The sequence below is a fragment of the Paraliobacillus salinarum genome (assembly GCF_014083865.1).
GTDB lineage: Bacteria > Bacillota > Bacilli > Bacillales > Amphibacillaceae > Paraliobacillus > Paraliobacillus salinarum.
The window spans coordinates 245546-272195 of sequence record NZ_JACEFA010000002.1 but is presented as its reverse complement, the minus strand read 5'-3'; the positions used below and the strand labels follow the sequence as shown (position 1 = coordinate 272195).

The 26650-nt window shown below is 37.2% G+C and carries 27 protein-coding genes; all 27 read left to right on the top strand.

Going from position 1 to position 26650, the window contains the following annotated elements; genetic code table 11:
- Positions 1-360 precede the first annotated feature (360 nt).
- The 27 genes from HP569_RS04035 to HP569_RS03905 all read left to right on the top strand — a co-directional run bounded on the left by HP569_RS04035 (position 361) and on the right by HP569_RS03905 (position 26518).
- The gene (locus HP569_RS04035) at positions 361-2529 is read left to right on the top strand and encodes a S8 family serine peptidase (RefSeq protein ID WP_182199863.1); all 2169 of its coding nucleotides are present in this window, start codon (positions 361-363) and stop codon (positions 2527-2529) included.
- Positions 2530-2910: 381 nt separating this feature from the next.
- Positions 2911-3291, top strand: coding sequence for an ATP synthase subunit I (locus tag HP569_RS04030; RefSeq protein ID WP_182199862.1), 381 nt, complete (start codon positions 2911-2913; stop codon positions 3289-3291).
- A 17-nt stretch (positions 3292-3308) separates the two neighbouring features.
- Complete coding sequence (atpB, locus tag HP569_RS04025; RefSeq protein ID WP_182199861.1) at positions 3309-4031, top strand: F0F1 ATP synthase subunit A; 723 nt, start codon at positions 3309-3311, stop codon at positions 4029-4031.
- A gap of 58 nt (positions 4032-4089) precedes the next feature.
- A complete protein-coding gene (atpE, locus tag HP569_RS04020; protein ID WP_182199860.1) occupies positions 4090-4302 on the top strand; it encodes a F0F1 ATP synthase subunit C in 213 nt (70 codons plus the stop codon).
- A 188-nt stretch (positions 4303-4490) separates the two neighbouring features.
- Positions 4491-5012, top strand: a complete 522-nt coding sequence (gene atpF, locus HP569_RS04015; RefSeq protein WP_182199859.1) for a F0F1 ATP synthase subunit B — start codon at positions 4491-4493, stop codon at positions 5010-5012.
- On the top strand, positions 5012-5554 hold the full coding sequence (locus HP569_RS04010; protein WP_182199858.1) for a F0F1 ATP synthase subunit delta: 543 nt from the start codon (positions 5012-5014) through the stop codon (positions 5552-5554). Before atpF ends, HP569_RS04010 begins: the two co-directional genes overlap by 1 nt.
- Positions 5555-5577: 23 nt before the next feature.
- On the top strand, positions 5578-7086 hold the full coding sequence (gene atpA / locus HP569_RS04005; RefSeq protein ID WP_182199857.1) for a F0F1 ATP synthase subunit alpha: 1509 nt from the start codon (positions 5578-5580) through the stop codon (positions 7084-7086).
- A 66-nt stretch (positions 7087-7152) separates the two neighbouring features.
- Positions 7153-8025 (top strand): ATP synthase F1 subunit gamma, encoded by an 873-nt coding sequence (gene atpG, locus HP569_RS04000; protein WP_182199856.1) that lies wholly within the window; start codon positions 7153-7155, stop codon positions 8023-8025.
- A gap of 28 nt (positions 8026-8053) precedes the next feature.
- Entirely contained in the window at positions 8054-9451 is a 1398-nt protein-coding gene (gene atpD, locus HP569_RS03995) for a F0F1 ATP synthase subunit beta (RefSeq protein WP_182199855.1), read from the top strand.
- Between the two features lie 24 nt (positions 9452-9475).
- Entirely contained in the window at positions 9476-9877 is a 402-nt protein-coding gene (locus HP569_RS03990) for a F0F1 ATP synthase subunit epsilon (protein WP_182199854.1), read from the top strand.
- Positions 9878-10102: 225 nt separating this feature from the next.
- Complete coding sequence (locus HP569_RS03985) at positions 10103-10333, top strand: DUF1146 family protein (RefSeq protein WP_182199853.1); 231 nt, start codon at positions 10103-10105, stop codon at positions 10331-10333.
- 91 nt (positions 10334-10424) lie between these two features.
- The gene (locus tag HP569_RS03980; protein WP_182199852.1) at positions 10425-11141 is read left to right on the top strand and encodes a YwmB family TATA-box binding protein; all 717 of its coding nucleotides are present in this window, start codon (positions 10425-10427) and stop codon (positions 11139-11141) included.
- A gap of 35 nt (positions 11142-11176) precedes the next feature.
- Entirely contained in the window at positions 11177-12493 is a 1317-nt protein-coding gene (gene murA / locus HP569_RS03975; protein WP_182199851.1) for a UDP-N-acetylglucosamine 1-carboxyvinyltransferase, read from the top strand.
- Between the two features lie 240 nt (positions 12494-12733).
- A complete protein-coding gene (gene spoIID / locus HP569_RS03970; protein ID WP_182199850.1) occupies positions 12734-13780 on the top strand; it encodes a stage II sporulation protein D in 1047 nt (348 codons plus the stop codon).
- 87 nt (positions 13781-13867) lie between these two features.
- Positions 13868-14695: a stage II sporulation protein SpoIIQ gene (gene spoIIQ / locus HP569_RS03965; RefSeq protein WP_182199849.1), complete on the top strand. Its 828-nt coding sequence runs from the start codon at positions 13868-13870 to the stop codon at positions 14693-14695.
- 140 nt (positions 14696-14835) lie between these two features.
- A complete protein-coding gene (locus HP569_RS03960; protein WP_182199848.1) occupies positions 14836-15855 on the top strand; it encodes an AimR family lysis-lysogeny pheromone receptor in 1020 nt (339 codons plus the stop codon).
- 41 nt (positions 15856-15896) lie between these two features.
- A complete protein-coding gene (locus HP569_RS03955; protein ID WP_182199847.1) occupies positions 15897-16052 on the top strand; it encodes a hypothetical protein in 156 nt (51 codons plus the stop codon).
- 279 nt (positions 16053-16331) lie between these two features.
- Positions 16332-16616 carry a sporulation transcriptional regulator SpoIIID gene (gene spoIIID / locus HP569_RS03950; protein ID WP_182199846.1) on the top strand — a complete coding sequence of 95 codons (285 nt, stop codon included), beginning with the start codon at positions 16332-16334 and terminating at the stop codon, positions 16614-16616.
- A gap of 223 nt (positions 16617-16839) precedes the next feature.
- The gene (gene mreB, locus HP569_RS03945) at positions 16840-17841 is read left to right on the top strand and encodes a rod shape-determining protein (protein WP_182199845.1); all 1002 of its coding nucleotides are present in this window, start codon (positions 16840-16842) and stop codon (positions 17839-17841) included.
- 133 nt (positions 17842-17974) lie between these two features.
- Complete coding sequence (locus HP569_RS03940; RefSeq protein ID WP_182199844.1) at positions 17975-18802, top strand: flagellar hook-basal body protein; 828 nt, start codon at positions 17975-17977, stop codon at positions 18800-18802.
- A gap of 27 nt (positions 18803-18829) precedes the next feature.
- Positions 18830-19660, top strand: a complete 831-nt coding sequence (locus HP569_RS03935; protein WP_182199843.1) for a flagellar hook-basal body protein — start codon at positions 18830-18832, stop codon at positions 19658-19660.
- 39 nt (positions 19661-19699) lie between these two features.
- A complete protein-coding gene (locus HP569_RS03930; RefSeq protein WP_182199842.1) occupies positions 19700-20005 on the top strand; it encodes a DNA-directed RNA polymerase subunit beta in 306 nt (101 codons plus the stop codon).
- A gap of 69 nt (positions 20006-20074) precedes the next feature.
- Entirely contained in the window at positions 20075-20497 is a 423-nt protein-coding gene (fabZ, locus tag HP569_RS03925) for a 3-hydroxyacyl-ACP dehydratase FabZ (protein WP_182199841.1), read from the top strand.
- A gap of 182 nt (positions 20498-20679) precedes the next feature.
- Positions 20680-20970, top strand: coding sequence for a hypothetical protein (locus HP569_RS03920; protein WP_182199840.1), 291 nt, complete (start codon positions 20680-20682; stop codon positions 20968-20970).
- A gap of 702 nt (positions 20971-21672) precedes the next feature.
- Complete coding sequence (locus tag HP569_RS03915) at positions 21673-22566, top strand: TetR/AcrR family transcriptional regulator (RefSeq protein ID WP_182199839.1); 894 nt, start codon at positions 21673-21675, stop codon at positions 22564-22566.
- Positions 22567-22568: 2 nt separating this feature from the next.
- Positions 22569-23444 carry an efflux RND transporter periplasmic adaptor subunit gene (locus HP569_RS03910; protein WP_182199838.1) on the top strand — a complete coding sequence of 292 codons (876 nt, stop codon included), beginning with the start codon at positions 22569-22571 and terminating at the stop codon, positions 23442-23444.
- Positions 23441-26518, top strand: coding sequence for an efflux RND transporter permease subunit (locus tag HP569_RS03905; protein WP_182199837.1), 3078 nt, complete (start codon positions 23441-23443; stop codon positions 26516-26518). Before HP569_RS03910 ends, HP569_RS03905 begins: the two co-directional genes overlap by 4 nt.
- Positions 26519-26650: the final 132 nt, after the last annotated feature.

Here is a 26650-nt window from a genome sequence, read left to right as displayed (position 1 = left end):
CTAAGCAATAAGTAAGAAAATGTAAGAAAGGCTAATAACAAACCATATAAGGATACCTATTTAACTGGAAAATAATGTTTTATATGATAATCTTGACTTTCAATGTTTGCTTAACTTGACGGCTATGGGCCGTGCCCGCGGAAAGCAAGTCTATTTCCGCAGTGGAACAAAGATTATTCCTCTTCTTTTATAGACGTTCAAATCAAAATTACATTATTACTTAAAACATGAATTTTAAAAATGACGTTAGTGATTTTTTTACTCACCAACGTTACATTGCATAAGATACACTTCAAACCATCATACTAAACGAAAAAAGCTTTTTATATTTTTAACCTAATCTTAAAGGAGTTTAACATGATGCGCTTTTTAATCCTTCTTTGTTCTATATTCCTCATTATCATGACTTCACCAATCCTTACATATGCAAAACCAGCAATAGAACAAACAAAATTAATTATCGAAGTAGATGGTGATCCACACCAACATAAGCAATACATAGAAACATATCATCCAACCGTTAAAGTGGTTGAAGTATTCCACACCCTATTTCAAGGACTTGCTATTCAAGCGAAAGAGCATCAACTTAGACAATTAGTGAAAGAATCGTTTGTTAAAAATAGCTACCCAGTTAAAACCTATCAAACGCAAATTAATCAAAGTGTCCCTTTTTTATTAAAAAATGAAACGAATCAATCAGTTGTAACGTATACAGGAGAAGGAGTTAAAATAGGGGTAATCGATACAGGGATTGACTACAATCATCCTGATTTACAAGGTAATTATCAAGGAGGGTTTGACTTAGTTGATCTTGATGATGATCCGATGGAAACAATGATTAGTCAAGGCATGCCAACGATTCATGGTACACATGTTGCTGGAATTATTGGAGCCAATGGAAAAATGAAGGGGATCGCTCCAAATGTTTCACTCTATGGCTATCGAGCATTGGGGCCGGGTGGATCAGGTACATCGATTCAAGTGATTGCAGCATTAGAGAAAGCAGTAAATGATGGAATGGATATTATAAATATGTCATTAGGCAACGCCGTCAACGGTCCGGATTGGCCAACAAGTGTTGCGGTAAACCGTGCGGTTGAAAAAGGTGTTTCTGTAGTTATAGCAAATGGTAATTCAGGTCCTGCTAATTGGACGGTTGGTTCACCAGCAACAGCAACGAAAGCAATCGCTGTAGGAGCATCGACGCCACTGTTACAAACGGCTACTATTATTGACCGTTTTGAGAACAAACAAATCGACTTAATACCTATTAGCGGGTCACAAGACTGGACACTTCAGCGAAAATATCCTTTGGTCGATGGTGATACTGGTGCAGAAAACAGCCCAAGTTTATCAGGTAAAATTGCATTAATTAAACGTGGAAAACTTACCTTTACTGAAAAGGTGAAACAAGCAGAAGCGGCTGGTGCTGTAGGAGTGATTATTTATAACAATGAAAAAGGACCTTTTCAAGCAGCTATTCAAGAAAAAAGCAAAATACCTGCTGTAACCATCTCGAAAAAAGATGGCGAATGGTTGAAAAAACAACTGAAACAATCTAGTTACTGGATTGAAACAGAGTATCACCAACAACAAGATCAAATGACGGATTTCAGCTCACGCGGTCCTGTAACAGCAAACTGGTCAATCAAGCCAGAGATTGTAGCACCTGGTGCCAATATAACTAGTACAATACCAGGTAGTCAGTATCAAACACTTCAAGGAACAAGTATGGCAGCTCCACACATAGCTGGAGCGTTAGCCTTATTAAAAGAAGCACATCCCAATTGGACACCTGCTCAGTTAAAAGGTGCGTTATTAACACAAGCGAAACCTCTACAAAAAGAGGGCATTTTATATGATCCGATTGAGCAAGGGATGGGACGGGTACAACTAGATCAATCTATCGAAACAAAAACGATTTTACATGATGCGTTACTTTCTTTTGGTAAAGTTGATGATGGGAAGAAAAGGATGACTACCAACATAGAGATTGAGAATGTATCAAACCAAACGAATCAATTTAGTTTTGCTATCCCGAAGCAACAAGCAGGACTACGCTGGCTATTGCCACAAACCATTTCCATTGGTCCAGGAGAAAAGCGTTCAATCCCAATTAAACTAACGATTGACTCTAATCGTTTAGCTACTGGAATACATCAAGGATGGATACAACTATTTAATAGGAAGGAACGCTACCAAATTCCTTACATATTTATTAATCAAACGGCTGATTATCCAAAAGCAATGGGTCTAGAATTAAATATTGATCCATTTAATTCTAAGGAATACACCTATCAACTTTATCTCCCAGAAGCTGTGGCGGAAGTCAAAATAGATCTATATGATCCGGACACGCTAATGTTTGTCCAAACTTTTATTGAAGAAAAAGACCAATCTAATGGAGTGCTGGAAGGAATCATCGAAAAAAAACACCTACCAAGCTCAGGAGATTATATTGCAGCAATGACTGTTTTATCAAAAGAAAACAAGAGTTATTATGAAGAAACAGTAATTCATATTAGGTGATGGAACCATTTTCCAAAAAAGAAAAGAAGTAAAAAATGATTGTAGCTAAATAAGTTAACTGATATGATAAAATAAAGTATGTAAAAAAAATCACAAAATTTCACTACACATCTTGCTCAATTTTTATTATAATAGAAAATAGTCGTTTTAAATTTTGTGTGATTACGACTTTATATATATTTTTTGTATTTTGGTTTATAAAACAATTGACAGTCAAGCTTCCCTATTGTAAGCTATCCTTTGTAGAATGATTAGGCTTTCATAAAATCACGCTGGAATTCCTTTTATTTGAAACGGTAAGGGGAGAATTATGACATTAATGAATCGTGTTTATCGAATGCACCTTCCGTTTTAACAAAAATATTGGGGGATAAAAAAGTCATGTCAGAAATGTCTTATCAGCAAGTGATGAGTCGCCAAAAAAAATGGATGTTAACTTATTTAGCTATCCTTGTATTGGCTGTATTTTTTACATCCTATCATCATTTTCTCACAGGCTTACTATTAGGAACTGCAGTTAGCTTGTACAATCTATCGTTGCTACAACGAAAGGTTAGAAATTTCAGCTTTGAGGTACATAACAGACCCAAGATGCATCGTTTAGGGACATTCTCTCGGTTCGCTACTGTTGGCTTAGCTTTATTAATTGGTTTTGAACTAGAGGTGTATTTCCACATGGCTGGAATTATATTGGGGTTAACGACAATGTTCTTTGTCGTAATCATAGATTTTGCACTTTATATTAAACAAAGTGACAGTTAGAAAAGAGGTGAAAGAAAATGGATCATGGAGCACCAATATATGAAAATGTCTTTGGTATCTCCTGGTTAAGCTTTAATGCATCTACTGTCCTAATGACGGCTATTGCATGTGTAATTGTGTTTATCATTGGTATCGTAACAAGTAGGAACCTTAAGATGCGTCCAACCGGTGCACAAAATGCGATGGAGATGCTAATTGATTTTGTAAAAGGGATTATTAGTGACTCGATGGACTGGCGAACAGGAAAAACTTTTCTACCGCTCGGACTTACACTAATTACTTTTATTTTCATCAGTAACATACTAGGTGTTATTGTTATGATCGTACATGGGAACGATCTATGGTGGAAATCACCAACCTCAGATGCCGGTATTACACTAGGTTTAGCTGGTTTCATTATTGTTCTAACAAACTATTACGGAATGAAGCTCAAAGGACCTAAGAAATACGCAAAAGGCCTCATGGACCCCGTACCATTCATGTTACCATTTAAATTGGTCGAAGAATTTACCAATACAATGACATTAGGTTTCCGTTTGTTTGGTAATATATTCGCAGGAGAAGTTTTGCTATCTTTAATTACACAGTTAGCATTCTTGCTTGTTCCATTCACCTTTTTTGCAGTCCTACCGATGATGGTATGGCAAGGATTTAGTTTGTTTATTGGTGCAATACAAGCATTTATTTTTACTATGTTAACAATGGTTTATATGTCGCATAAAGTGGCAGATGACCATTAAATAAATTAATGTAAAAACAATATTGGTTTTACATACATTCTAAAGGAGGAGTATTTACATGGAAGCATTAGCAGCAGCAATAGCAGTAGGTGTAGCGGCATTAGGTGCCAGTTTCGCCAACGGAAAGATCGTATCTCGTACAATTGATGGGATTTCTCGTCAACCGGAACTTAAAGGTCCATTACAACAAGTAATGTTAATTGGTATCGCACTAGTTGAGGCGATTCCGATCTTTGCCGTAGTGGTAGCTTTTATGATCTTATTTACTTAAAAAATACAAAAGGCGAAGTTTTATTTTAGTTTAACTTCGCCTTAAAGTTTATTAGCATATGATCATGGAAAATAGGGCTTTCACCATAAAACTTGGCGAGTAGCCAAGTTTTTTCTTCCTAAACGAAAAGAACAGTGAATAAGGATAATGCCAATTTTTGAGAGAAGCATTCGAAGGGAGTGAATGGTGTGGAATTGTTAAGTCATTCATTAATCGGCTTAAGTGTCGGAGGCTTTCACGTAGGTGATATTGTATTTGCGATTGTCAGTTTTGCTATTTTACTTGGACTTTTGAAAAAGTATGCTTGGGCGCCAATGTTAGGCAAAATGGAAGAACGCGAAAATTATATAGCAAATGAGTTAGATGTTGCCGAAAAGAACCGAGTAGAAGCTGAAAAAGCTACACTTGAAGCAAATGAAAACTTAAATAGAACACGTCAAGAAGCGCAATCTATTATTGATGAAGCGAAAAAAGCAGGTGTGAAACAAGAGGAAGCAATTATTCAATCTGCTGAAATAGCTGCTGAGAAGATCAAAGAAGCAGCAAGAGAAGAAATTAAGCAAGAAAAAGACAGAGCGATTGAAGCCCTGCAAGAGCAGGTTGCAAGTCTTTCTGTTCAAATTGCAACGAAAGTAATTGAGAAAGAAATTAACGTAGAAGATCAAGAACGCTTAATTTCTGACTATATGAAACAGATAGGAGAAGAGTAATGAGTAAAGCAATGATTTCGAAGCGCTACGCAGAAGCTCTTTTTCAACTAGCAAAAGAAAAAAATATCTTAGAATCGTTGGAATCTGAATGGATGATCGTGAAAGAAGTTTTTCAACAAAATCACGAATTCGTCCAATTTTTAGAAAATCCAGGATTCAATAAAAATAATAAGAAACAAATGATCGACAACGCTTTTCATGATTTTTCTTCGGAAGTTAAAAGTACATTGAAACTGATCGTTGACCACCAATCAGAAGGTTTGGTTGTTGATATCGTTGATCAATTTGTTCAATTGGCTGAGGAGTCTCGTGGCATCAAGCAAGCGATTGCTTATTCTGTACGTGAACTCTCTGAAGAAGAAAAACAACAATTAGCGAATGTATTCCAAGAGAAATTACATATTGCTAAATTGAAAATCGATAATGTCATTGATCCAGAAGTACTTGGTGGTGTGAAGCTTCGCATTGGAAATACCGTGTATGATGGTTCAGTCAAAGGGAAACTCGAAAGAATGGAAAAGAATATAACGATAACTAATTAGTGACAGGATAGGGGTGAATTGGCATGAGCATAAAAGCTGAAGAAATCAGTGCACTGATTAAACAGCAGATTGAAAATTATCAAGCAGACATTGAAGTTAGTGATATTGGTACTGTCATTGAAATTGGTGATGGTATTGCAAGAGCACATGGCTTAGACAATATTATGTCTGGTGAGCTTGTTGAATTTTCAAATGGAGTGATGGGATTAGCCCAGAACCTTGAAGAAAGTAACGTTGGTATTGTAATTCTAGGCCCTTACGCGGACATTCGTGAAGGAGACCAAGTTAAACGTACAGGCAGAATTATGGAAGTGCCAGTAGGTGAAGAATTATTAGGACGCGTTGTTAATCCACTAGGTCAGCCAATCGATGGTAAAGGACCAGTAGAAACAACAAAAACTCGCCCAATCGAGGCGCCAGCACCAGGTGTAATGGATCGTAAGTCAGTTCATGAACCATTACAAACTGGAATTAAAGCGATTGACGCACTTGTACCAATTGGTAGAGGACAGCGTGAATTAATTATTGGTGACCGTCAAACAGGGAAAACAACAGTTGCTGTTGATACAATATTAAACCAAAAAGACCAAGATATGATCTGTATTTATGTTGCAATCGGACAAAAGGATTCAACTGTTCGTGCTACAACAGAAGTATTCCGTCGTTATGGTGCATTAGACTACACAATTGTTGTTAGTGCCGGTGCATCAGAACCAGCACCATTGCAATACCTAGCTCCTTATGCTGGTGTAACAATGGGTGAAGAATTTATGTACAATGGCAAGCATGTGCTTGTTGTATATGATGACTTAACGAAACAAGCAACAGCTTATCGTGAATTATCATTGCTATTAAAGCGTCCACCAGGCCGTGAAGCGTTCCCAGGTGATGTGTTCTACTTACACTCTCGTCTATTAGAGCGTGCAGCGAAGTTAAGTGATGAAAAAGGTGGCGGTTCATTAACTGCACTTCCATTTGTTGAAACACAAGCAGGGGATATTTCTGCTTATATTCCAACAAACGTAATTTCAATCACAGATGGTCAAATTTTCTTACAATCAGATTTATTCTTCTCTGGGGTAAGACCAGCGATCAATCCAGGTCTTTCTGTATCTCGTGTAGGTGGTTCTGCACAAATTAAAGCAATGAAAAAAGTTGCAGGTACATTACGTCTAGATCTAGCTTCATATCGTGAATTAGAATCATTCGCGCAATTCGGTTCTGATTTAGATAAAGCAACACAAGCGAAACTTAACCGTGGAGCTCGTACAGTTGAAGTGCTAAAACAGGGGTTACATAAGCCACTGGTTGTTGAAAAACAAGTAATGATCATCTATTCATTAATTAATGGTTACTTAGATGATATTCCTGTAGAAGACATTACGCGTTTTGAAGCAGAACTATTTGACTTTTTAGACCTTCATCATGCAGATATGCTAACAACCATTCGTGAAACAGGTAAATTAGCAGAAAAAGAAACAATGGATGCAGCGGTTGAAACATTTATCAAGCAATTCGTTGTTACACAATAAGTTTAAACACAAAGAATGATTAGATATATTGACCAGAAACCTTCCATGAAAGGAGGCTGACTTGTTGTGGCGTCATTAAGAGATATTCAAACACGTATTACATCAACAAAAAAGACAAAGCAAATTACAAATGCAATGCACATGGTATCTGCTTCTAAGTTAAATAAAGCGGAACAGAATGCGACATCTTTTGTGCCTTATAGCGATAAACTACAAGAAATTGTACAACACATTGCTTCAGGAACAGGAGAAGATGCACATCCAATGCTTAAGCATCGAGAAGTAAAGAAAACGGCTTACTTTGTTATCACTTCTGACCGTGGTTTAGCTGGCCCTTTTAATAGTGGAATATTACGTAAAGTCTATCGCGCGATTCAAGAAAAGCATCAATCACCAGATGAATATACGATTGTTGTCGTTGGACGAATCGGTAGAGATTTCTTCAAACAACGCAAGATGCCGATAGCAAATGAGATTATTGGTTTGTCAGACCAACCAGTATTCTCTGATATTCAAGATTTAACAAATGAAACAGTTCAGCTATTCATTGATGAAGAAATTGATGAACTGCACATTGTTTATAATCATTTTATCAATGCTATTTCACAAGAAGTTGTTTCAAAAAAGATACTCCCATTAACAGATGTTCATGAAAATAATGATTATCCGGATGATATGGAAAGTATTTATGAATTTGAACCAAGTGAGGAAAAGATTTTACAAACCTTATTACCACAATATGCAGAAAGCTTAATTTACGGTGCACTACTAGATAGTAAAGCTAGTGAGCATGCTTCACGTATGACAGCGATGCGCAGTGCAACAGATAATGCAAATGACTTAATTGATGATCTATCATTACAATATAACAGAGCTAGACAAGCTGCTATTACGCAAGAAATTTCGGAAATTGTTGGTGGAGCAGCAGCGCAAGAATAATGAAAACCGTGTGTTAGGAGGGAAAAGGATGAGTAAAGGGCGCGTAACACAGATAATGGGGCCTGTAATCGACGTTAAGTTCGATGATAATCTCCCAGAGTTATATAGTGCATTGTTAGTTTATCCAGAAGCGGATAATGCAGCTGCACTTACCCTTGAAGTGGCATTGCATTTAGGCGATGATACAGTTCGTACCATTGCGATGTCATCCACAGAAGGAATTAGACGTGGTGCAGAAGTTGAAAACACTGGCGCACCAATTTCAGTGCCAGTTGGTAACGAAACACTAGGACGTGTATTCAACGTTTTAGGACAAGAAATTGATCTAGACGAAAAAATAAATGAAGGTGTTCGACGTGATCCAATTCACCGTCAATCACCAGATTTTGAACACTTAGCAACAGAAACAGAGATTCTTGAAACTGGAATTAAAGTAGTTGATTTACTTGCTCCTTATATTAAAGGTGGTAAAATCGGCTTGTTCGGTGGTGCGGGTGTTGGTAAAACCGTATTAATTCAAGAATTAATTAACAACATTGCGCAAGAACATGGTGGTATTTCTGTATTTGCAGGTGTTGGAGAACGTACTCGTGAAGGAAATGACCTTTACTATGAAATGAAAGATTCAGGTGTTATTACAAAAACAGCGATGGTATTCGGTCAGATGAACGAACCACCTGGAGCGCGTATGCGTGTAGCATTAACTGGTCTTACTATGGCGGAATATTTCCGTGATGAACAAGGCCAAGACGTGCTTCTGTTTATTGATAATATTTTCCGTTTCACACAAGCAGGTCAAGAAATTTCTGCCTTGCTTGGACGTATGCCATCTGCGGTTGGTTATCAACCTACATTGGCAACAGAAATGGGTCAATTGCAAGAGCGTATTACTTCTACAGATAAAGGTTCTGTTACATCTATTCAAGCAATTTATGTGCCAGCGGATGACTATACTGACCCTGCACCAGCAACAACATTTGCTCACTTAGATGCTACAACTAACCTTGATCGTAAACTTTCTGAGCAAGGTATTTATCCTGCGGTAGATCCATTGGCATCTACTTCACGTGCGCTTGATCCAGAAGTTGTAGGAGATGAACATTACAACGTGGCTCGTAATGTACAACAAACATTACAACGCTATAAAGAATTACAAGACATCATTGCTATCCTTGGAATGGATGAGCTATCAGATGATGATAAATTAACGGTAGCACGTGCTCGTCGTATTCAATTCTTCTTATCTCAAAACTTCCACGTAGCAGAACAATTTACAGGACAAGAAGGTTCTTATGTGCCTGTTAAAGAAACTGTTCGTGGCTTCAAAGAAATTTTAGATGGTAAATACGATGATCTTCCAGAAGATGCGTTCCGTTTGGTTGGAACAATTGAAGAAGTTGTAGAAAAAGCAAAACAAATGGCGTAAGAGAAAAGCCGAGGAGGGGTTTCATTGAAAACACTAACGGTGAGTGTTGTCACTCCTGATGGTCCTATTCTGGAAGATACATTTGAAATGGTGAGCTGTAAGGCTGAAGATGGAGAATTAGGTATTTTACCTAATCACATTCCTTTAGTTGCTCCGTTACTGATTAGTGCTGTTCGTTTAAAGCGCGCAGGCGAGACAATTCGAGTAGCAATTAGTGGAGGCTTTATTGAAGTTAATGAAAATAAAGTAACCATTTTAGCCCAATCAGCTGAAAAACCAGGCGATATTGACGTTCAACGTGCACGAAAAGCAAAAGAGCGCGCAGAACGACGCCTGAAAGCTAAACAAGATGATATTGACTTCAGAAGGGCAGAATATGCATTAAGACGTGCAATCAACCGTCTAGATGTTGTAGAAACACGCTAACAATACTAGACATTCCAAAAAAAGACTTTAATCCCATACGGAATTAAAGTCTTTTTTTATGGTTGAGATGGTGGGACAATGAGCTTTGGCTGGGACATTGGGGTCAGACCCGATTGTCCCAAAATCCGGGGCAAAGGGGTCAGACCCCAATGTCCCAAAAAATTTCAGGTTTTATGTCACTATTTCCCGGGAAATAGCAAATAGTTAGTTAAAGGAGAGGTACCTATGCAAGAATTAGCGAAACAAGCACTACTCAGCATGATTTCACATATTATTTTTATTATTATCACTTGGCAAGTCATTCAATCTATTCGGCTTGATCCGATCTTCAAGAAAAGTAGAACCTTTGAAGCCAAGCTATTAATTATTTTTGTAACCATTGCTATTGGAACTACTGTCAGTAACTTTGTATTAGATTTCTTAAACTGGACGAATCAAATTACTTTTCTATTTTAATCTATCGATGTAGTATTTTGACGAATCTCTCTGCGTATATCTCAGATGATCAACGTACATACTGTTGATAAAAAAGCCGGGAGAGATTCGTATGAAACAAAAAGTGTGGTTGCTAGTATGTATAGGATTAATAATTATAACAAGTCAAATTCATGCCATGTCAGAGAATAATAGATTGATAGAAGAGTTAAAGCAATTAGAAACAATTTTTCAATCCAACGACCAAGAGGCAACGCACTGGCAGATACAACTAAGGGAAACTATTAACACAAACGATCTAAATCAAAAAGTGAAGCAGATCAATCAAATTTTCTCCAATGCCACGGTGCAAATAGAAGAAACCAATCACGCAAAAAAATTTACGTGGGACGGACAGAAATCTCCTACCTTTAACGAAACAATTATGATTGTTGAGGGAAAGAATACTTCTTCAACAGATATCATCTATGTGATAGAAGTAAACGAAAAAACAACAGTGGATGAATTTATTCAGAAGAGTCAAATCTATCATCTAGCTGAAACCATTTTTACGAATGAAGTTAAAAAATTTGCTTGGACAAAAATCATAGTAGATGATATGATAGAGAGTGTTTGTTTTTTTGATAAAATAAAAGAAGTCTTACAAGTTCAAGAGGTACATACAATGAACGAAAAAGATTTTACGGTATTTTCAGGTTATACAGAACAATGGGATACTTCTATACCGTCTATTGACAATCAAATGAACATTCAAATGGCAGCTCGTCAGGTGGCGGGTGATAAAACAATTATTACAATAGGAACACCTATCCTAACGACTGAATATTAATAATATAGAAACTGGACTTTAGAGGAGAATGAGCCTTGGAAAAAATCATCGTACGCGGTGGCAGGAAACTGCAAGGTACCGTGAAAGTTGAAGGTGCGAAGAATGCAGTCTTACCTGTTATCGCAGCAAGTATAATGGCAAGTGAGGGGAAAAGTGTACTTCATGATGTTCCAGCTTTAGCAGATGTGGTAACAATGAAAGAAGTATTGAGCAATATAAATGCAACTGTGCAAATGGAGAATCGAACATTACAAATTGATGCAGTAAAACCTTTAAATACAGAAGCGCCGTTCGAATATGTAAGGAAAATGCGTGCCTCTGTACTTGTTTTAGGTCCAATGCTTGCTCGTTTCGGTCATGCAAAAGTAGCAATGCCTGGTGGATGCGCAATTGGCTCAAGACCAATTGATTTACATCTTAAAGGATTTGAAGCGATGGGAGCAAAAGTACACGTCGGAAATGGTTATGTAGAAGTTTTTTCAGAAGGAAGACTTAAAGGTGGTAAAATCTACCTTGATGTTCCAAGTGTAGGTGCAACAGAAAATATTATGATGGCAGCGGCTTTAGCTGAAGGAAGAACGATTATAGAAAACAGTGCAAAAGAGCCTGAAATTGTAGACTTGGCAAACTTCCTAAATAAAATGGGAGCAAAAGTAGTTGGTGCCGGGACAGAAATTATTAAAATTGATGGTGCACCACAATTACATGGCGTAGAACATACGATTATCCCGGATCGAATTGAAGCCGGAACATTTATGGTTGCAGCGGCAATTACTGGCGGAAATGTGCTAGTGAAAGGTGCAGAGAAAGAACATTTGCGTTCTTTAGTATCGAAAATGGAAGAGATGGGTGTTCAAATCGAAGAAGAGCAAGAGGGGCTTCGTGTTATTGGTCCGAAAAAATTAAAAGCAATTGATTTGAAAACTTTACCACATCCAGGCTTTCCAACTGATATGCAATCACAAATGATGGCATTAATGTTAAACGCTAATGGAACGAGTGTCATTACCGAAACTGTTTTTGAAAATCGTTTTATGCACGTGGAAGAGTTTCGTCGTATGAATGCTAAAGTAAAAATTGAAGGACGTAGTGTTATTGTTGAGGGACCAGTCTCTCTACAAGGAGCTGAGGTAGCATCTACTGATCTGCGCGCAGGAGCAGCGTTAATTTTGGCTGGTCTAAATGCAGAAGGCTATACACGAGTGACAGAACTGAAGCATATTGATCGTGGATATGTTGATATTACCGGAAAGTTAGCTAAGCTAGGTGCAGATATCGAACGTGTAAATGATATAGAAGAAATAATTTTAAATGCAGAGCAACAAGAAGAACCAAAACTATCTGCTTTATAGTATCAATGAATGGGAAAAGCATGTCTTCGTAAAGGAGGGCATGCTTTTTGTGTTCTTGAACACCTTGCTCACCAGCTGCAAGTAATGAGCATACTATAAAAATATGTACGATTTATAAAATTAGCTAAGTACTAAAGGATAAAAAACTCCAAACAGATTATATTTTTAGTTCTACTATTCTTTTATTTTGTATAAATTATCTAGTAGAGCGTATTTGTATTTGAATGAAGGAGGAACCTTATGCATCCCTATTACAAGCGAAAAGCAAATAGCCGTTGGAAAAAAGGATTGATTGTCAGCTTTTCGATATTAATAACCGTTATTTTAGTCATACCGGCACTAATCGTTGTACCAAAAACGTTGTATACAAGAGGGGATCAGGTAGAGGTTGAGCAAGCAAATGAAGGAGAGAGTGAAGCAACAGTGGCATTAAAAGCAGAAGATTCGGCTTTTTCAGTTGAAGTGATGCGAACAGCGTCTGAAAAAAGTGAGTCTGTTCTATTGGAAGATTATGTAACAAGAGTAGTTGCATCTGAAATGCCAGCTGACTTTGAACTAGAAGCATTAAAAGCTCAAGCTTTAGCGGCACGTACGTACATCGTTAATTTTTTATCAAATACCGGGAGTGATCAACAAGTTACTGATACTGTGAAACATCAAGTATATAAAAACGATAAAGAATTGCAACAAATATGGGGAAATGATTATCAGTGGAAAATGAAGAAAATTAAACAAGCAGTTGCTTCCACTGTAGGAGAAGTACTTACCTATGAAGGTCAACCAATTACACCAACATTTTTTTCTACAAGTAATGGATACACTGAAAACTCAGAGGATTTTTGGGAAAATGCATTACCTTACTTAAAAAGTGTAGCTAGTCCTTGGGATAAGGAATCACCAAAATTTTTAGATCAAAAGACAATTGCGATAGATGAATTGGAACAAATTCTAGCAGTCACGCTTCCAGGCAATGATATAGCTTTCCCGACTACTAGAACAAAAAGCAACCGAGTAGAAACTATTGAAATTGGCGGGAAAACGTTCACAGGAAGAGAAGTAAGGGAAAAGTTAAAGCTTCGATCGACAGATTTTAAGATTGCCAAAAAGGATGACTATTTGATTTTTACTACAAAAGGATACGGACATGGTGTTGGAATGAGCCAATATGGCGCGAATGGTATGGCCAAAGAAGGAAAATCATATAAAGAGATTGTAAGTTACTACTATCAGGGGACATCGATTCAAACAATTGAAGATACTACTCCTAAACTACTAGTCCATAAATAATTTGTCGAAAATAAATATAATATTTTTTTCATTTCATGTATATATATCAGCACATTTGATCAGAATGGTTGCTGAGGTGATGTAAAAATGAAAGAAGATAATCGTAACGTTTCAAAATTAAAATGGAAACGTGTCCTAGAGAAAAAATGGTTTTTCCCTGCAGTATATTTATCTGTTGCAGCACTATTGTTGGCTGGGGTGTTATGGTATCAGAATTTAAATAACCAAATCCCTGAAGCGACAGATCAATCAGAAGAAGGATTGAGTGACCAGGTGGAGCATCCATTGGATTATAATCAAGACTCAAATCCAGTTGTGAACCCATCAGAAATAGTGAAGATGCCTGTATCAGCTGATGCGCAGACTGAAATTGTAACCAACTTTTATGATTACGATAAAACACCAGAAGAGCAAGCACAAGCACTCGTTCTATACAACAATAAATACTATCAAAGCAAAGGTATAGATATTGCTTCAACAACAGACAAGACATTTTCAGTTGTTGCATCGTTAAGTGGTGAAGTCACTGATGTTAGACAGGATCCAATGCTAGGTTACGTAGTAGAGATGGAACATGCGGATGGTGTAACAACGCACTATGCAAGTTTAACAGATATTCAAGTAGAATCCGGTGAGAAAGTAAAGCAAGGTGAAGAACTTGGAGTGGCAGGAAAAAATAATTTCGGTCAAGCAAGTGGTACCCATGTACATTTTGAAATACGTAAAGATGGGGAAGCCGTTGATCCACAACAGTTCTTCAACCAAACAGTAGCAGATATTCGTATTACCGACACTGACGAATCTCAGGAAAAATCTGAAGAAAAACCTGAAGAAACAACAGAAGAGTCCTCGGTAGAAACAGAAGAACCAAACAACCAAGAACGTCAATCATCAAGAGCAACAACCAATACATGAGAAATGCGTGGGACATTGGGGTCAGACCCCAATGTCCCATTTTTGTCTGGATTTGTCGAACGAAAAGTGGTAGATATCACTTGATATAATTGTAATAAATGACATAATAAGAATGTGCATATTTTGGAAGGATGAGAATTGTGAATAGAGATAACTCTTTCCCACAACTACACATGAGAAACTGTCAAAACTTACGGTTATATCAATTTGTTCAAATGATGTCTGTCGATTACGATGATAAAACTGTTGTTGGATTAACGAAGGATTTCTGTCTGGATTTGACAAACGAAGAAGATTTACGGATAGGTATGAAATTTTTGTATCTACATGGATACTATAATGAGCTAGAGATTTTGATAAATAAAAATAAAAAAAGCACTCATTCACTAAATAGGGTATGGGCAGCTATTTTTAAACTGTCGCTAAAGCGTATTAATAGAGAAGTTCCGCATTATGAGCTTTTAAATCAATTAAATGAAATCAAATCAGAAGATAATGATACTATTTGCTTGATCCTTATCAACAAGATCAATGTACTTTTTAATATATTTGCCTATGGTGATTCACGCGATGATATCGATCATTTGCAATGCCGAATTTATGATGTCAAAGATCCACTATTAAATGAATTATACCAATATTGCTTGGAATCTCTATTATTTGTGTTCTATTGGAAAAGAAATGAACTGATTTTAGCGCGTAAATATGGGTTCCGGACATTAAATAAAACTTTTAACAAAGCGATGAAAGCGCATATCCATTTTAATCTAAGTTTAACTTATATTTATGAAGACTATGAATCAAGTATGTACCATTTAAGAGAAGCTAGACAACTAGCGATAGGACATAAAGAAGATTGGTTGCTTAAAATGATAGATCATCAAGCCTATCCATTTATTTGTGCACAATTTAACCGTACAGAGGGTGTTGTAGCGAAGGATGCTAGTGAACAAGCCCATTTGGAAATTGTCCGAGGTAATTTGGAAAACGCACAAAAAATTTTGGCAGGAATAACTGAGGTTACCCCATATACAAAATATTATTTAGGACGAGCACACCAAGATAGAAAGTACTTAAATGAATCGTATAATGATTTTATAGAAAAACAAAGTGATCATTTTTTTGCTCGTCTTCCCTTACTAGCTATGAAAGATCTTTAACCTTAGTTAAAATAATTTTGTTGTATTAGGAGGTGAGGAGATTGCGAAAAAAGTATATTGGATTCATTTTATCGTTTGTCTTTACTGTAGTAACGCCACTCGCTTTGAGTGATGAACTGCCAACTGATCTTGAAAAAGCAGACGACAATACTCCTGTCTTATTATATGATCCAGGTCAAGGACATACTGGCTCATGATCCTACCTCCCCACCAATGGGGAGCTTTTTTTTGCGCAAAATGGGACATTGGGGACTGACCCCAATGTCCCACCCTGAACCCTGGCTTGCGGGTATTTTCTGTTTTCTGTTCATATTCCTTGGCTTACAATAATAAACTGTTACAAACCAATCAAGAAGTCTGAGGTACATCTCCTTTCTTTTTCTCTAATTAGACTAGCTCAATAACATGTTAACTACATACAACGAACTCTCCTGTCTCATAACACCTTGGACAAACAACACGAGGAGGCTAGTGATGTGCATGATTATATTAAAGAGCGAACCATTCGTATCGGTAATTATATTTTAGAAACGAAGAAAACCGTTAGAGTCATAGCGAAAGAATTTGGTGTGTCAAAAAGTACCGTTCACAAGGATTTAACAGAGCGACTTCCAATAATAAACCCAGAATTAGCGATTCAAGTAAAAGCTATTTTAGACCATCATAAAGCAATTCGACATTTACGAGGAGGCGAAGCAACAAAGTTAAAGTATATTCAATCGTCCAAAAAAACAAATACGTCCCTTCAATCTCTAAATTAACAAAAAAAAGATCCTCTCTATAATTAAAAACATCCTCTAATTCAATAACTATTTATAAAAATCACAAAAACGGCAAATAATCGAATAAAATTGTATGTTTCTTCAAAAAATGATTATCGAAATGTTAGCATTTGTGATATGATATATAATTAGAAGTAATCTGTACAATTATGTAAAAAACAATACAATAAACGTGAACAATGAAGCAGGGAGGATCTTAATCATGTTTTCTAGGGATATTGGAATTGACCTTGGAACAGCTAACGTGTTAATCCATGTTAAAGGAAAAGGAATTGTCTTAGATGAGCCATCTGTAGTAGCGATGGATCGTACAACTGGACGTGTACTCGAAGTAGGAGAAGCAGCCAGAAAAATGGTGGGGAGAACACCAGGAAACATTGAAGCAATTCGTCCATTGAAGGATGGAGTTATTGCAGATTTTGATGTAACAGAAGCGATGCTAAAGCATTTTATTAACAAAATTAATGTGCGCGGATATTTTTCTAAACCTCGAATGCTAATTTGTTGCCCAACGAACATTACGAAAGTCGAACAAAAAGCGATTAAAGAAGCAGCTGAGAAGTCTGGCGGTAAAAAAGTTTACCTTGAAGAAGAACCAAAAGTAGCAGCAATTGGTGCTGGGATGGATATTTTTCAGCCGAGCGGTAATATGGTAGTAGACATCGGCGGTGGAACAACAGATGTTGCGGTATTATCAATGGGTGACATTGTAACGGCTCAGTCAATTAAAATGGCTGGTGACAAGTTTGACATTGAGATTTTGAATTTTGTAAAACGTAAATATAAATTGCTTATCGGTGAACGAACAGCTGAGGATATTAAAGTCCATGTTGGGACCGTTTTTAAAGGTTCTAGAGAAGAATCCATTGATATTCGCGGGCGTGATATGGTAACAGGTTTACCACGCACAATAACGATCCATTCTGCAGAAATTGAAGAGGCATTACGTGAGCCTGTTGGAATGATCGTTCAAGCAGCAAAAACAGTACTAGAGCAAACACCACCAGAATTATCAGCGGATATTATCGACCGCGGTGTCATTTTAACAGGTGGAGGAGCACTTGTGCATGGGATGGATCAATTACTTGCAGAAGAATTGAAAGTTCCAGTACTTTTAGCAGAAGAGCCACTTAATTGTGTAGCAAAAGGAACAGGCATTATGCTAGAAAATATTGATAAAATAGAAAAAAGAAAAATCATTTAATAGCTAACATAACCAAACATATGTATAAACTGCGAAAAATGTAGAAGTTTTCATTCTGATACATATTGGACACGTTTGTTGTTTTATAAAAAATTAACTGACTAACATCTAGAAGGAAAGGAGGAATTCACCCGTGCTTAGAGGATACTATACGGCAGCTAGTGGTATGATGACACAGCAACGTAGACAAGACACATTGTCAAATAATATTGCAAATGCTCAAACTCCAGGATATAAACAGGATCAGGCAGCAGTTCGTGCATTTCCTGAACTATTAATCCAACGTATGGAAAGCAAGAAGATACCAACAGTAACTGGGGGATTCAATGTTCCAAATCATCAAACAATCGGCTCCATTAATACAGGGGTGTATGTCCAAGAAACCATTGCTGATTTTGAACAGGGTTCGTTAAGAGAAACTGGTCTAACAACAGACATGGCGCTTATCAATGGGACAATACCAGATGAGACAGGTGGATTATTTTTCACCGTGCAAAATAATGATGGGGATGTCAGATATACACGTAATGGTAATTTCACCGTGGATGGAGAAGGTTTTTTAACGACAAGCAATGGACTTTATGTATTAGATGAAGCAGGGAATCCAATCGAAACAGATGGACAAACATTTAATGTTACCGATGATGGTGTCATTCAGGTAGGCGGTCAAGCGATTCCAATTGGGGTGGCTTATAGTCCGAACGTCAACGATTTAGTGAAAGATGGAGAGGGATTGTTTGCATTAGATGAAGCGGGACAAGCAATAGGCAATGCTCGTGAAAATCAGAATGTTACTTTCAATGTTCAACAGAAATTTTTAGAAACATCTAATGTGGACACCATCCAAACGATGACTGATATGATGCAAGCGTATCGTATGTTCGAAACAAATCAAAAGGTATTACAGGCCTATGATAAAAGTATGGATAAAGCAGTGAATCAAATTGGACGTTTAACATAGTGTTAACGGAAGGAGAATTGTAACGATATGAACCGTATGGCAGTGCAAGCGGCAGTAACCATGAAGCAATTACAAAATAAATTAGATGTCGTCAGTCACAATATGGCAAATCTAGAGACTACTGGCTATAAGTCACGTAATGCTCAGTTCACCTCTTTGTTAACACAACAAATTAATAACTTTAGTGATGAAGAGGCAAATGCGTTGGGACGGATTACTCCAAATGGCATTCGTTTAGGTTCAGGAGCTAAACTCGGTCAAGTTAATATGAACCTATCTCTCGGTACTGTAAAACAAACAGGAAGAGGACTTGATCTTGCTTTATTGGAAGATAATCATTTACTCCAAGTTGACGTAACTAATAATGGAGTCACAGAACGCCGATTCACACGTGATGGAACATTGTATTTAAATGAGATGGGCAATGGTCAAGTCATGTTATCGAACGGACAAGGTCACCCAATCGTCGGACAAAATGGCCCGATAATCTTAGACACTGGTATGGAAGATGTGTCAATCAGCTCTAACGGTTCAATTCAAGTGACGAGAAATGGACAAACAACAGTCGAAGGGCAATTGAGTATTGTTCAAGCCATTCGACCACAGTTTCTCGAAGCGGCCGGAAATAATCAATTCCGCCTACCAGATGTAACAGCAGCTGCCTATAATGCAGGTGACATTATCCAAGATGTAGCTTTTGGTGATGTCGCATTGCAAACAGGAGCATTAGAATCATCAAATGTTAATATGGCTACTCAAATGACAGAAATGATGGAGACACAACGCGCCTATCAGTTTAACGCACGAACAATCTCTATGCATGACCAGATGCGAGGCCTAGTTAATCAATTACGCTAAGATACTATAATGAAATTAAGGTTAAGGAGTTACCAAGTTATGGAACCAACACAATCGAATGAACCAAATGAAAAAAACGAGGCAGAACAAAAACAAGAAAAAGCACAAAAGAATAAAATGAAAAACGAGAAGAAGCAGCAAAAAGCGGAAAAGAAGCAAGCAAAACCTGTACGACGCATTTTTCCAATCTGGCTGCGTATCGTTGTTGTCTTGATTCTTAGCTTTTTAGCATTAATCATTGGGCTTGTCGTTGGTTACAGTGTACTTGGTGATGGTTCGCCGATGGAAGTGCTTGAGCTCGATACATGGCGACACATCATTGATATCATAACAGGAGGAAGTTAATCATTTGATTAACTTTTTCTATTTTTATTTTGAAAAAATAATGTGCAAAAATAGATTGGAGTGTATGAAATGTTAGATATTCAACAGATTAAAGAAACAATCCCACATCGCTACCCTTTCTTATTGGTGGATGAGATCGTAGAATTGGACGGTGAGAAACGCGTTGTCGCAAAGAAAAACGTCACGATTAATGAACCGTTTTTCCAAGGGCATTTTCCAGATTACCCAGTCATGCCAGGCGTGTTAATTGTTGAAGCATTAGCACAAACTGGTGCGGTAGCTATTTTAAGTAAGGAAGAAAACAAAGGGAAAATTGGATTCTTAGCTGGAATTGATAAATGTCGATTTAAAAGACAAGTAAAACCAGGTGACCAATTACGCTTAGAAGTGGAGATCACTCGTTTAAAAGGACCAATTGGTAAAGGAAAAGCGACAGCAACCGTTGATGGAGAATTAGCGTGTGAAGCAGAGATCATGTTTGCGATAAAATAATATAATAGATGTATTTAATTGCTGTGAAAATTACCCAGTTTTTAGTCAAGTTATTTTTGGTTGAAGATTGGGTTTTTTTAAATTGGTTATATTGACTTTGACTTTTTTAAAAAATAACGGAATTTTTTTTGGAATATGGGAAAACTACTTTTGAAATGGAAAATTAAAAGGAGGAAACAAGAATGAAAAAAACACTTTGGACATTACTTACTTCTATTTTTGCAGTAGGTCTATTATTTGGATGTGCACAGGATGATGAAGATCCAGTGGATGAAGATCAGCCAGCAGAAGATATGCAAGAAGAGGATACACCAGCTGATGAGATGGAACAAGAAATGGATCAGATGGAAGAAGATGCAGAAGATATGATGGATGGTGACGACCAAAATAAAGACGACATGAATCAAGATACTGATACTGATAAAAATAACGACGGAAATGAAGACACAATGAAAGACGAAGAGAATAAATAATACGAGATTAAGTTCAATGAAGAAAGAATCCATTTTGTAGATGGGTTCTTTTTTTAATAGGAATAGAGTATTTAACTGCATAGAGTGCTGATTTGAACAAAGTGAGTCCAGAAATCACAGGTTATGATTAAAATAATGGTTAATTCGAACAAAGTGAGTCCAGAAATCGTTCGTTATGATCGAAATAGTGGTTAATTCGACCAAAGTGAAGCCGCAAATCGCACGTTATGGTCGAAATAGTGGTTAATTCGAACAAAGTAAGCGAAAAAAGCACTGCATCTGATCAAAATCTAGCTTTAACAACCAAAATAACTTAAAACTGACCTTTATTTAGTCATAATACTATCAAAATAGCTAAAATATTTAAATTGACACTATATTTTAGTCGTAATATCATGACAATGACCAAAAAATCAAAAATAACTCGTTAATTTGATCATGCCCCTCCCCTCTCACTCCTCATACTTGCTCACCAGCCAAAGCCCCCATCCCCCAACCTCAGCACCCAACACTCACAACATCCCATCAATCCGCAGAATTGCTATCCAATCATCGCATATGCTATAGTAATAAAACAAAGTGACTGACCGGTCATTCCATTCGAACGCATTCAAACACATTCCATCTCAATCAAATACAATAGCCCTATTCAATAACAAAACCGATCCACAAAACCTTAACAGAAAGGGGTGCGCCTAACCTGTGAACGAGAAAAAGCAACGTATTATGGAGGAGAGTATGAAGCTCTTTGCTGAGAAAGGATTTCATGCTACATCTATACAAGAAATCGCTAGTAAAAGTGAAGTATCCAAAGGTGCATTTTACTTATATTTTACGTCTAAAGAAGAACTAACTGTTGAGATATTTGATTACTATACATCGCTAATTATGGATAAGTTCGATTTCATTCAACAACAACAAAAGGACCCAAGGCAAAAATTAATCGATCAAATTCATATTTTTCTCGAACTAATTACCAATCATAAAGAATATATGATTATGCATTTGCGGGACAACATACATATCGGACAGGATATTAATGATTTAGTGTTCAAGTTAAATCAGCGGGCGTTTGAATGGATTCAAACTGCTTTAACTGAAATATATGGTGAAAAAATCATGCCTAATATTGTTGATTTCGCGATCCATTTAGATGGTATTTTGCAAGGGTACAGTAAAACAATTGTGATGCATGACTTGTATCCAAATAATCGATCATTAGCACGATTCATTGTCGATCGTCTAGATAATCTCATTATCGGAACGATCCAATCTAAGGATGAACCACAAATCCGAATCGAACAATTATCCTTTACCCATACAGCACTGTATCCATCACAATCGCAACTAGATCAACAGATAAATGACATTATAAAGACAATTAATGAATTAACTCTATCCGATCAGCAAAAAAATCAATTACAAGAAGCGGTACAGATGATAAAGAACGAATATGAGAAAAGCATACCTAACCGCGTTATTTTAGAAGGAATCTTCCTACAATTAAAAGAAATTCCATCTTTACAAAAATCGATTGATGCATTGATACGCACATCTAATTCATCGACAGATAAACAAACGAGCGAAGGAGAATGATTATGAAAAAAATAACCTATTTACTAATAAGCTTACTGATTTTCTTAGTAGCATGTTCAGAAGATACTTCAGATCAAGACCAACCAAAAGAAGCAATTACCACTGTTGAAACAGAAGCAGTGAAGAAAGGTGATCTAACTATCGACAAACCGTTTTATGGACGTACTAGCCCAGTTCAAGCAACACCAGTAATGGCGCCTGTCGTTGGAAAAATAGATAGTTTAGAAGTGAAAAACGGCGATCAAGTAGAAGAGGATGATAAATTATTTACGATGATCGATGCACAGTCAGGTAGAAAAATAACGATCACCGCACCAGCAGATGGGCAAATCACACAATTCACTGCAATGGAAGGGGATATGATCTCAACAGAAGAGCCAGTCGCAACGGTTGCTGATTTGTCAGAACTAACCATTGAGTTAACTGTAACGGCAAACAATTTAAACCTATTCAAAGAAGACGATGAGGCGACAACAACATTATCTGATGAAAAAGAAGAACTAACTGCAACAGTCAATCATGTAGGTACTTTGCCAGATCAAACCGGCTTATATCCAGTGAAATTAACCTTAAATAATCAGGATAACCAATCCCAAGCAGGAACGGTCGCAAAAGTAACCATCGCTGAAGATGTAATTAAAGATGCGTGGATTATTCCAACATCCGCACTAGTTGAAGAAGAGGATAAAACGTACGTATATATTGCGAAAGAAAATACCGCCTCAAAGGTGGAAGTTGATATTCTAGATGTACAAACAGATCAAACAGCGGTTAAAGGATCATTATCTACAGACGACCAAATTGTCACAAGCGGACAGTTAACCTTATCTGATGGTGCAAAAATACGCAACAATAATGGGGAGGACAATGCATCGTGAAGTTAGTACACCAATCCGTCAAACGACCAGTTGGGGTCATTATGATTGTCCTTGCAATTATCGCATTAGGTATCGTCTCGGTTAGAAACTTGGCTATTGATTTAATGCCAGAGATTGATTTACCTGTTGCCGTAGTTGCAGTCAATTATCCTGACGCAGCCCCAGAAGAAGTAGAAAAGCAAGTCAGTCAGCCGATCGAATCTGCACTCAGTTCCATTGAAGGTGTCGAATCGATTCAAACTCAATCACAATCTGGTTCAGCACTCGTACTTATGCAATTCAATATGGGAGCGGACTTAGATAATGCCCTATTAGAAGTTAGAGAAAGTGTAGATCAAGTGAAAGGATTTTTACCAGAAACAGCAGGCGAGCCAAGTGTTCTACGCTTTAATCCAAATCAATTGCCAATTATGTGGGTTGGTTTGTCTGGGAATGACTTAACACAGTTACAAAGCATTGCAGAAGATCAAATCGTACCCCAGTTTGAAAGACAAAGCGGTGTTGCCTCTGTTAATGTGGAAGGTGGCCAAGAACGTGTTATTGAACTGGAACTAGATCAGGCAAAATTAATGCAATATGGCTTAAACCCACAGCAGATTTTTCAAACGCTTAGTCAAACAAATCAATCAGCATCAGCTGGTACAGTAACAAAAGGTGATAAAAATTTAAGCATTCGAATCGAAGGCACGTACGATTCAGTCGATGATATTCGCCAGGAACAACTACAAACGCCACAAGGTGCAACGATTCAAGTAGAAGACGTCGCTACAGTAAAAGATACACTAATAGATGCAGGTACAACATTAGTCAATGGAAAAGAAGCAGTCGTCTTAACTGTGATGAAGCAGTCAGATGGCAATACAGTAGATGTTTCGAATCAAATTTTAGATAAAATGGATGAGTTAAACACAACCCTTCTAGACGATACCAAGTTAGAAGTAGTTGTCGATACATCTGATTTTATTAAACAATCGATTTCATCTGTTATACAAAATATGTTACTCGGCGGACTATTCGCTTTATTAGTCTTACTTCTATTTCTAAAAAGCGTCCGTGCAACCCTCGTAGTAGGACTTGCGATACCAATTGCGATTATCGCTACATTTACCCTGATCTATTTTACAGGAGAAACACTAAATGTACTGACAATGGGTGGTTTAGCACTCGGATTAGGAATGATGGTCGATAGCTCGATCGTTATATTAGAAAATATCGTTTCTTACAGACAGCAAGGCTATTCAATGATAGAAGCAGCGAAAAAAGGAGCATCAGAACTAGCACCAGCAGTAATAGCATCTACAACAACTACATTGGTTGTATTTTTACCGATCGTGTTTGTAGAAGGGATTGCATCTGAATTATTCACACCATTAGCATTAACGGTTGCTTTTGCCTTAATTGCATCATTGGTTGTAGCAATCACATTAATTCCAATGCTTTCGTCTAAGCTTTTATCAGAGAAAATGCAAGATCATGGCCGTAGAAATTGGTTTGACCGAGCATTCTCCAAATTTATTGCTAGCTATAAAAAAGTACTAGAAAAAGTACTTCGCTTTAGAAAAACAACTATTTTTACGACGTTGGCAATTATTGTGGGAAGCTTAGCCTTAATTCCATTTCTCGGTACAGAGTTCATTCCACAGGGTGATCAGGGACAATTAGAAGTAACAGTAGAAACCCCGGTTGGAACGACAGAAGAAAAAACACTGGAAATTGCCCAAAAAGTAAATAAAACACTAGCCGCCTACAATGAGGAAATTAAAGTAAGCTACGTAACGATCGGTAGCGGTGATGCAGCAAGCAATGCGATGATGGGTGGCGGTAGCTCAAATAGAGCCTCTTATACGATTCAATTAGTAAATGCAAGTGAAAGAGACCTATCTACAGAAGCCATTATGAAGCAGATCGATGAAGATGTTCAAGGCATTCCAGGTGCTGAAATTACAGTCAGTGCAGTTGGAGCGGCAATGAGTGGCGGCAGTCCGATTCAAATTCAACTGAACGGACCAGAGCATGAGGTACTGCAAGAGCTTTCTGAAGATGTCATTGATCAGATTAGTACGATAGAAGGCATATATAATCCAACAACATCAGTGGAAGAAACAACACCACAATTGAATATTCATGTAGACAAAGCTTTAGCGGCACAATATGGTTTAACAGAAGCCGAAGTGATGTCCCAAGTACAGATGCATTTTACCGGACAAAACGTAATGCAATATCGAGAAAATGGGGATGATATCGATGTGCGTATCACCTTCCCAGAAGATGAACGAAATTCGATCAATGATTTAAAAAATGTATTAATTCAAAATCAACAAGGAACTCAAGTGCCGTTAGAAACGATAGCGACATTTAAACAAAAGCAAGCACCAGCAACATTAACGCGTCAAAATCAACAACAGCAAGTTAATATTACTTCAGATATTGTTGACCGTGACCTTGGAAGTGTTCGAGCAGCAGTTGAATCGACCTTAGACAATATGGACCTACCGGAAGATTATACGTACAGCATCGGCGGACAGGCAGAAGATATGATGGAAGCATTTGCTGATTTAGCAATGGCGCTCGTTTTATCTATCTTCTTGGTTTATGCAGTCATGGCCGTACAATTTGAAAACTTCCTTTATCCATTTGTCATTATGTTTTCCATGCCAGCAACGATTGTAGGGATATTAGGAGGCCTATTTATCACAAATACACCTTTAAGTATTACTGCGTTTATTGGTGTGATCATGCTCGCGGGTATTGTTGTAAATAACGCAATCGTACTCGTTGATTACATTAATATTCTCAGAAGACGTGGTATGGATCGATATGAAGCAATCTTAGAAGCGGGAACAACTAGAATGCGTCCGATTTTAATGACAACATTAACAACGATTCTAGCTATGATTCCACTAGGATTAGGCATTGGAGAAGGTGCTGAAATGCAACAACCAATGGCGATAACCGTTATCTTTGGATTAACCGTTTCAAGTATATTCACCTTACTTCTGATTCCAGTTGTCTATACGTATTTTGATGATTTATCAGAAAAAATTAAGAAGAAGTTTGGGAAAGTGGAAGAATGATGAGTGTAAAATGATAAAGAAAAAGAGTATCCTGTCAAAGGGATACTCTTTTATGCAATGAAATGTTACTATTAAATAGCATATATGTTATTACAATAATTATAACATTTTCATAATGGTGTAAATGGTATA

Coding starts and splice junctions, on each gene's coding strand:
- HP569_RS04010 (WP_182199858.1), top strand. CDS start 5,012: ATGAGTAAAGCAATGATTTCGAAGCGCTACGCAGAAGCTCTTTTTCAA.
- spoIID (WP_182199850.1), top strand. CDS start 12,734: ATGCATCCCTATTACAAGCGAAAAGCAAATAGCCGTTGGAAAAAAGGA.
- HP569_RS03980 (WP_182199852.1), top strand. CDS start 10,425: ATGAAACAAAAAGTGTGGTTGCTAGTATGTATAGGATTAATAATTATA.
- HP569_RS03910 (WP_182199838.1), top strand. CDS start 22,569: ATGAAAAAAATAACCTATTTACTAATAAGCTTACTGATTTTCTTAGTA.
- HP569_RS03930 (WP_182199842.1), top strand. CDS start 19,700: ATGGAACCAACACAATCGAATGAACCAAATGAAAAAAACGAGGCAGAA.
- HP569_RS03920 (WP_182199840.1), top strand. CDS start 20,680: ATGAAAAAAACACTTTGGACATTACTTACTTCTATTTTTGCAGTAGGT.
- HP569_RS03935 (WP_182199843.1), top strand. CDS start 18,830: ATGAACCGTATGGCAGTGCAAGCGGCAGTAACCATGAAGCAATTACAA.
- HP569_RS03985 (WP_182199853.1), top strand. CDS start 10,103: ATGCAAGAATTAGCGAAACAAGCACTACTCAGCATGATTTCACATATT.
- atpA (WP_182199857.1), top strand. CDS start 5,578: ATGAGCATAAAAGCTGAAGAAATCAGTGCACTGATTAAACAGCAGATT.
- mreB (WP_182199845.1), top strand. CDS start 16,840: ATGTTTTCTAGGGATATTGGAATTGACCTTGGAACAGCTAACGTGTTA.
- HP569_RS04030 (WP_182199862.1), top strand. CDS start 2,911: ATGTCAGAAATGTCTTATCAGCAAGTGATGAGTCGCCAAAAAAAATGG.
- spoIIQ (WP_182199849.1), top strand. CDS start 13,868: ATGAAAGAAGATAATCGTAACGTTTCAAAATTAAAATGGAAACGTGTC.
- atpD (WP_182199855.1), top strand. CDS start 8,054: ATGAGTAAAGGGCGCGTAACACAGATAATGGGGCCTGTAATCGACGTT.
- fabZ (WP_182199841.1), top strand. CDS start 20,075: ATGTTAGATATTCAACAGATTAAAGAAACAATCCCACATCGCTACCCT.
- atpB (WP_182199861.1), top strand. CDS start 3,309: ATGGATCATGGAGCACCAATATATGAAAATGTCTTTGGTATCTCCTGG.
- HP569_RS04035 (WP_182199863.1), top strand. CDS start 361: ATGCGCTTTTTAATCCTTCTTTGTTCTATATTCCTCATTATCATGACT.
- atpE (WP_182199860.1), top strand. CDS start 4,090: ATGGAAGCATTAGCAGCAGCAATAGCAGTAGGTGTAGCGGCATTAGGT.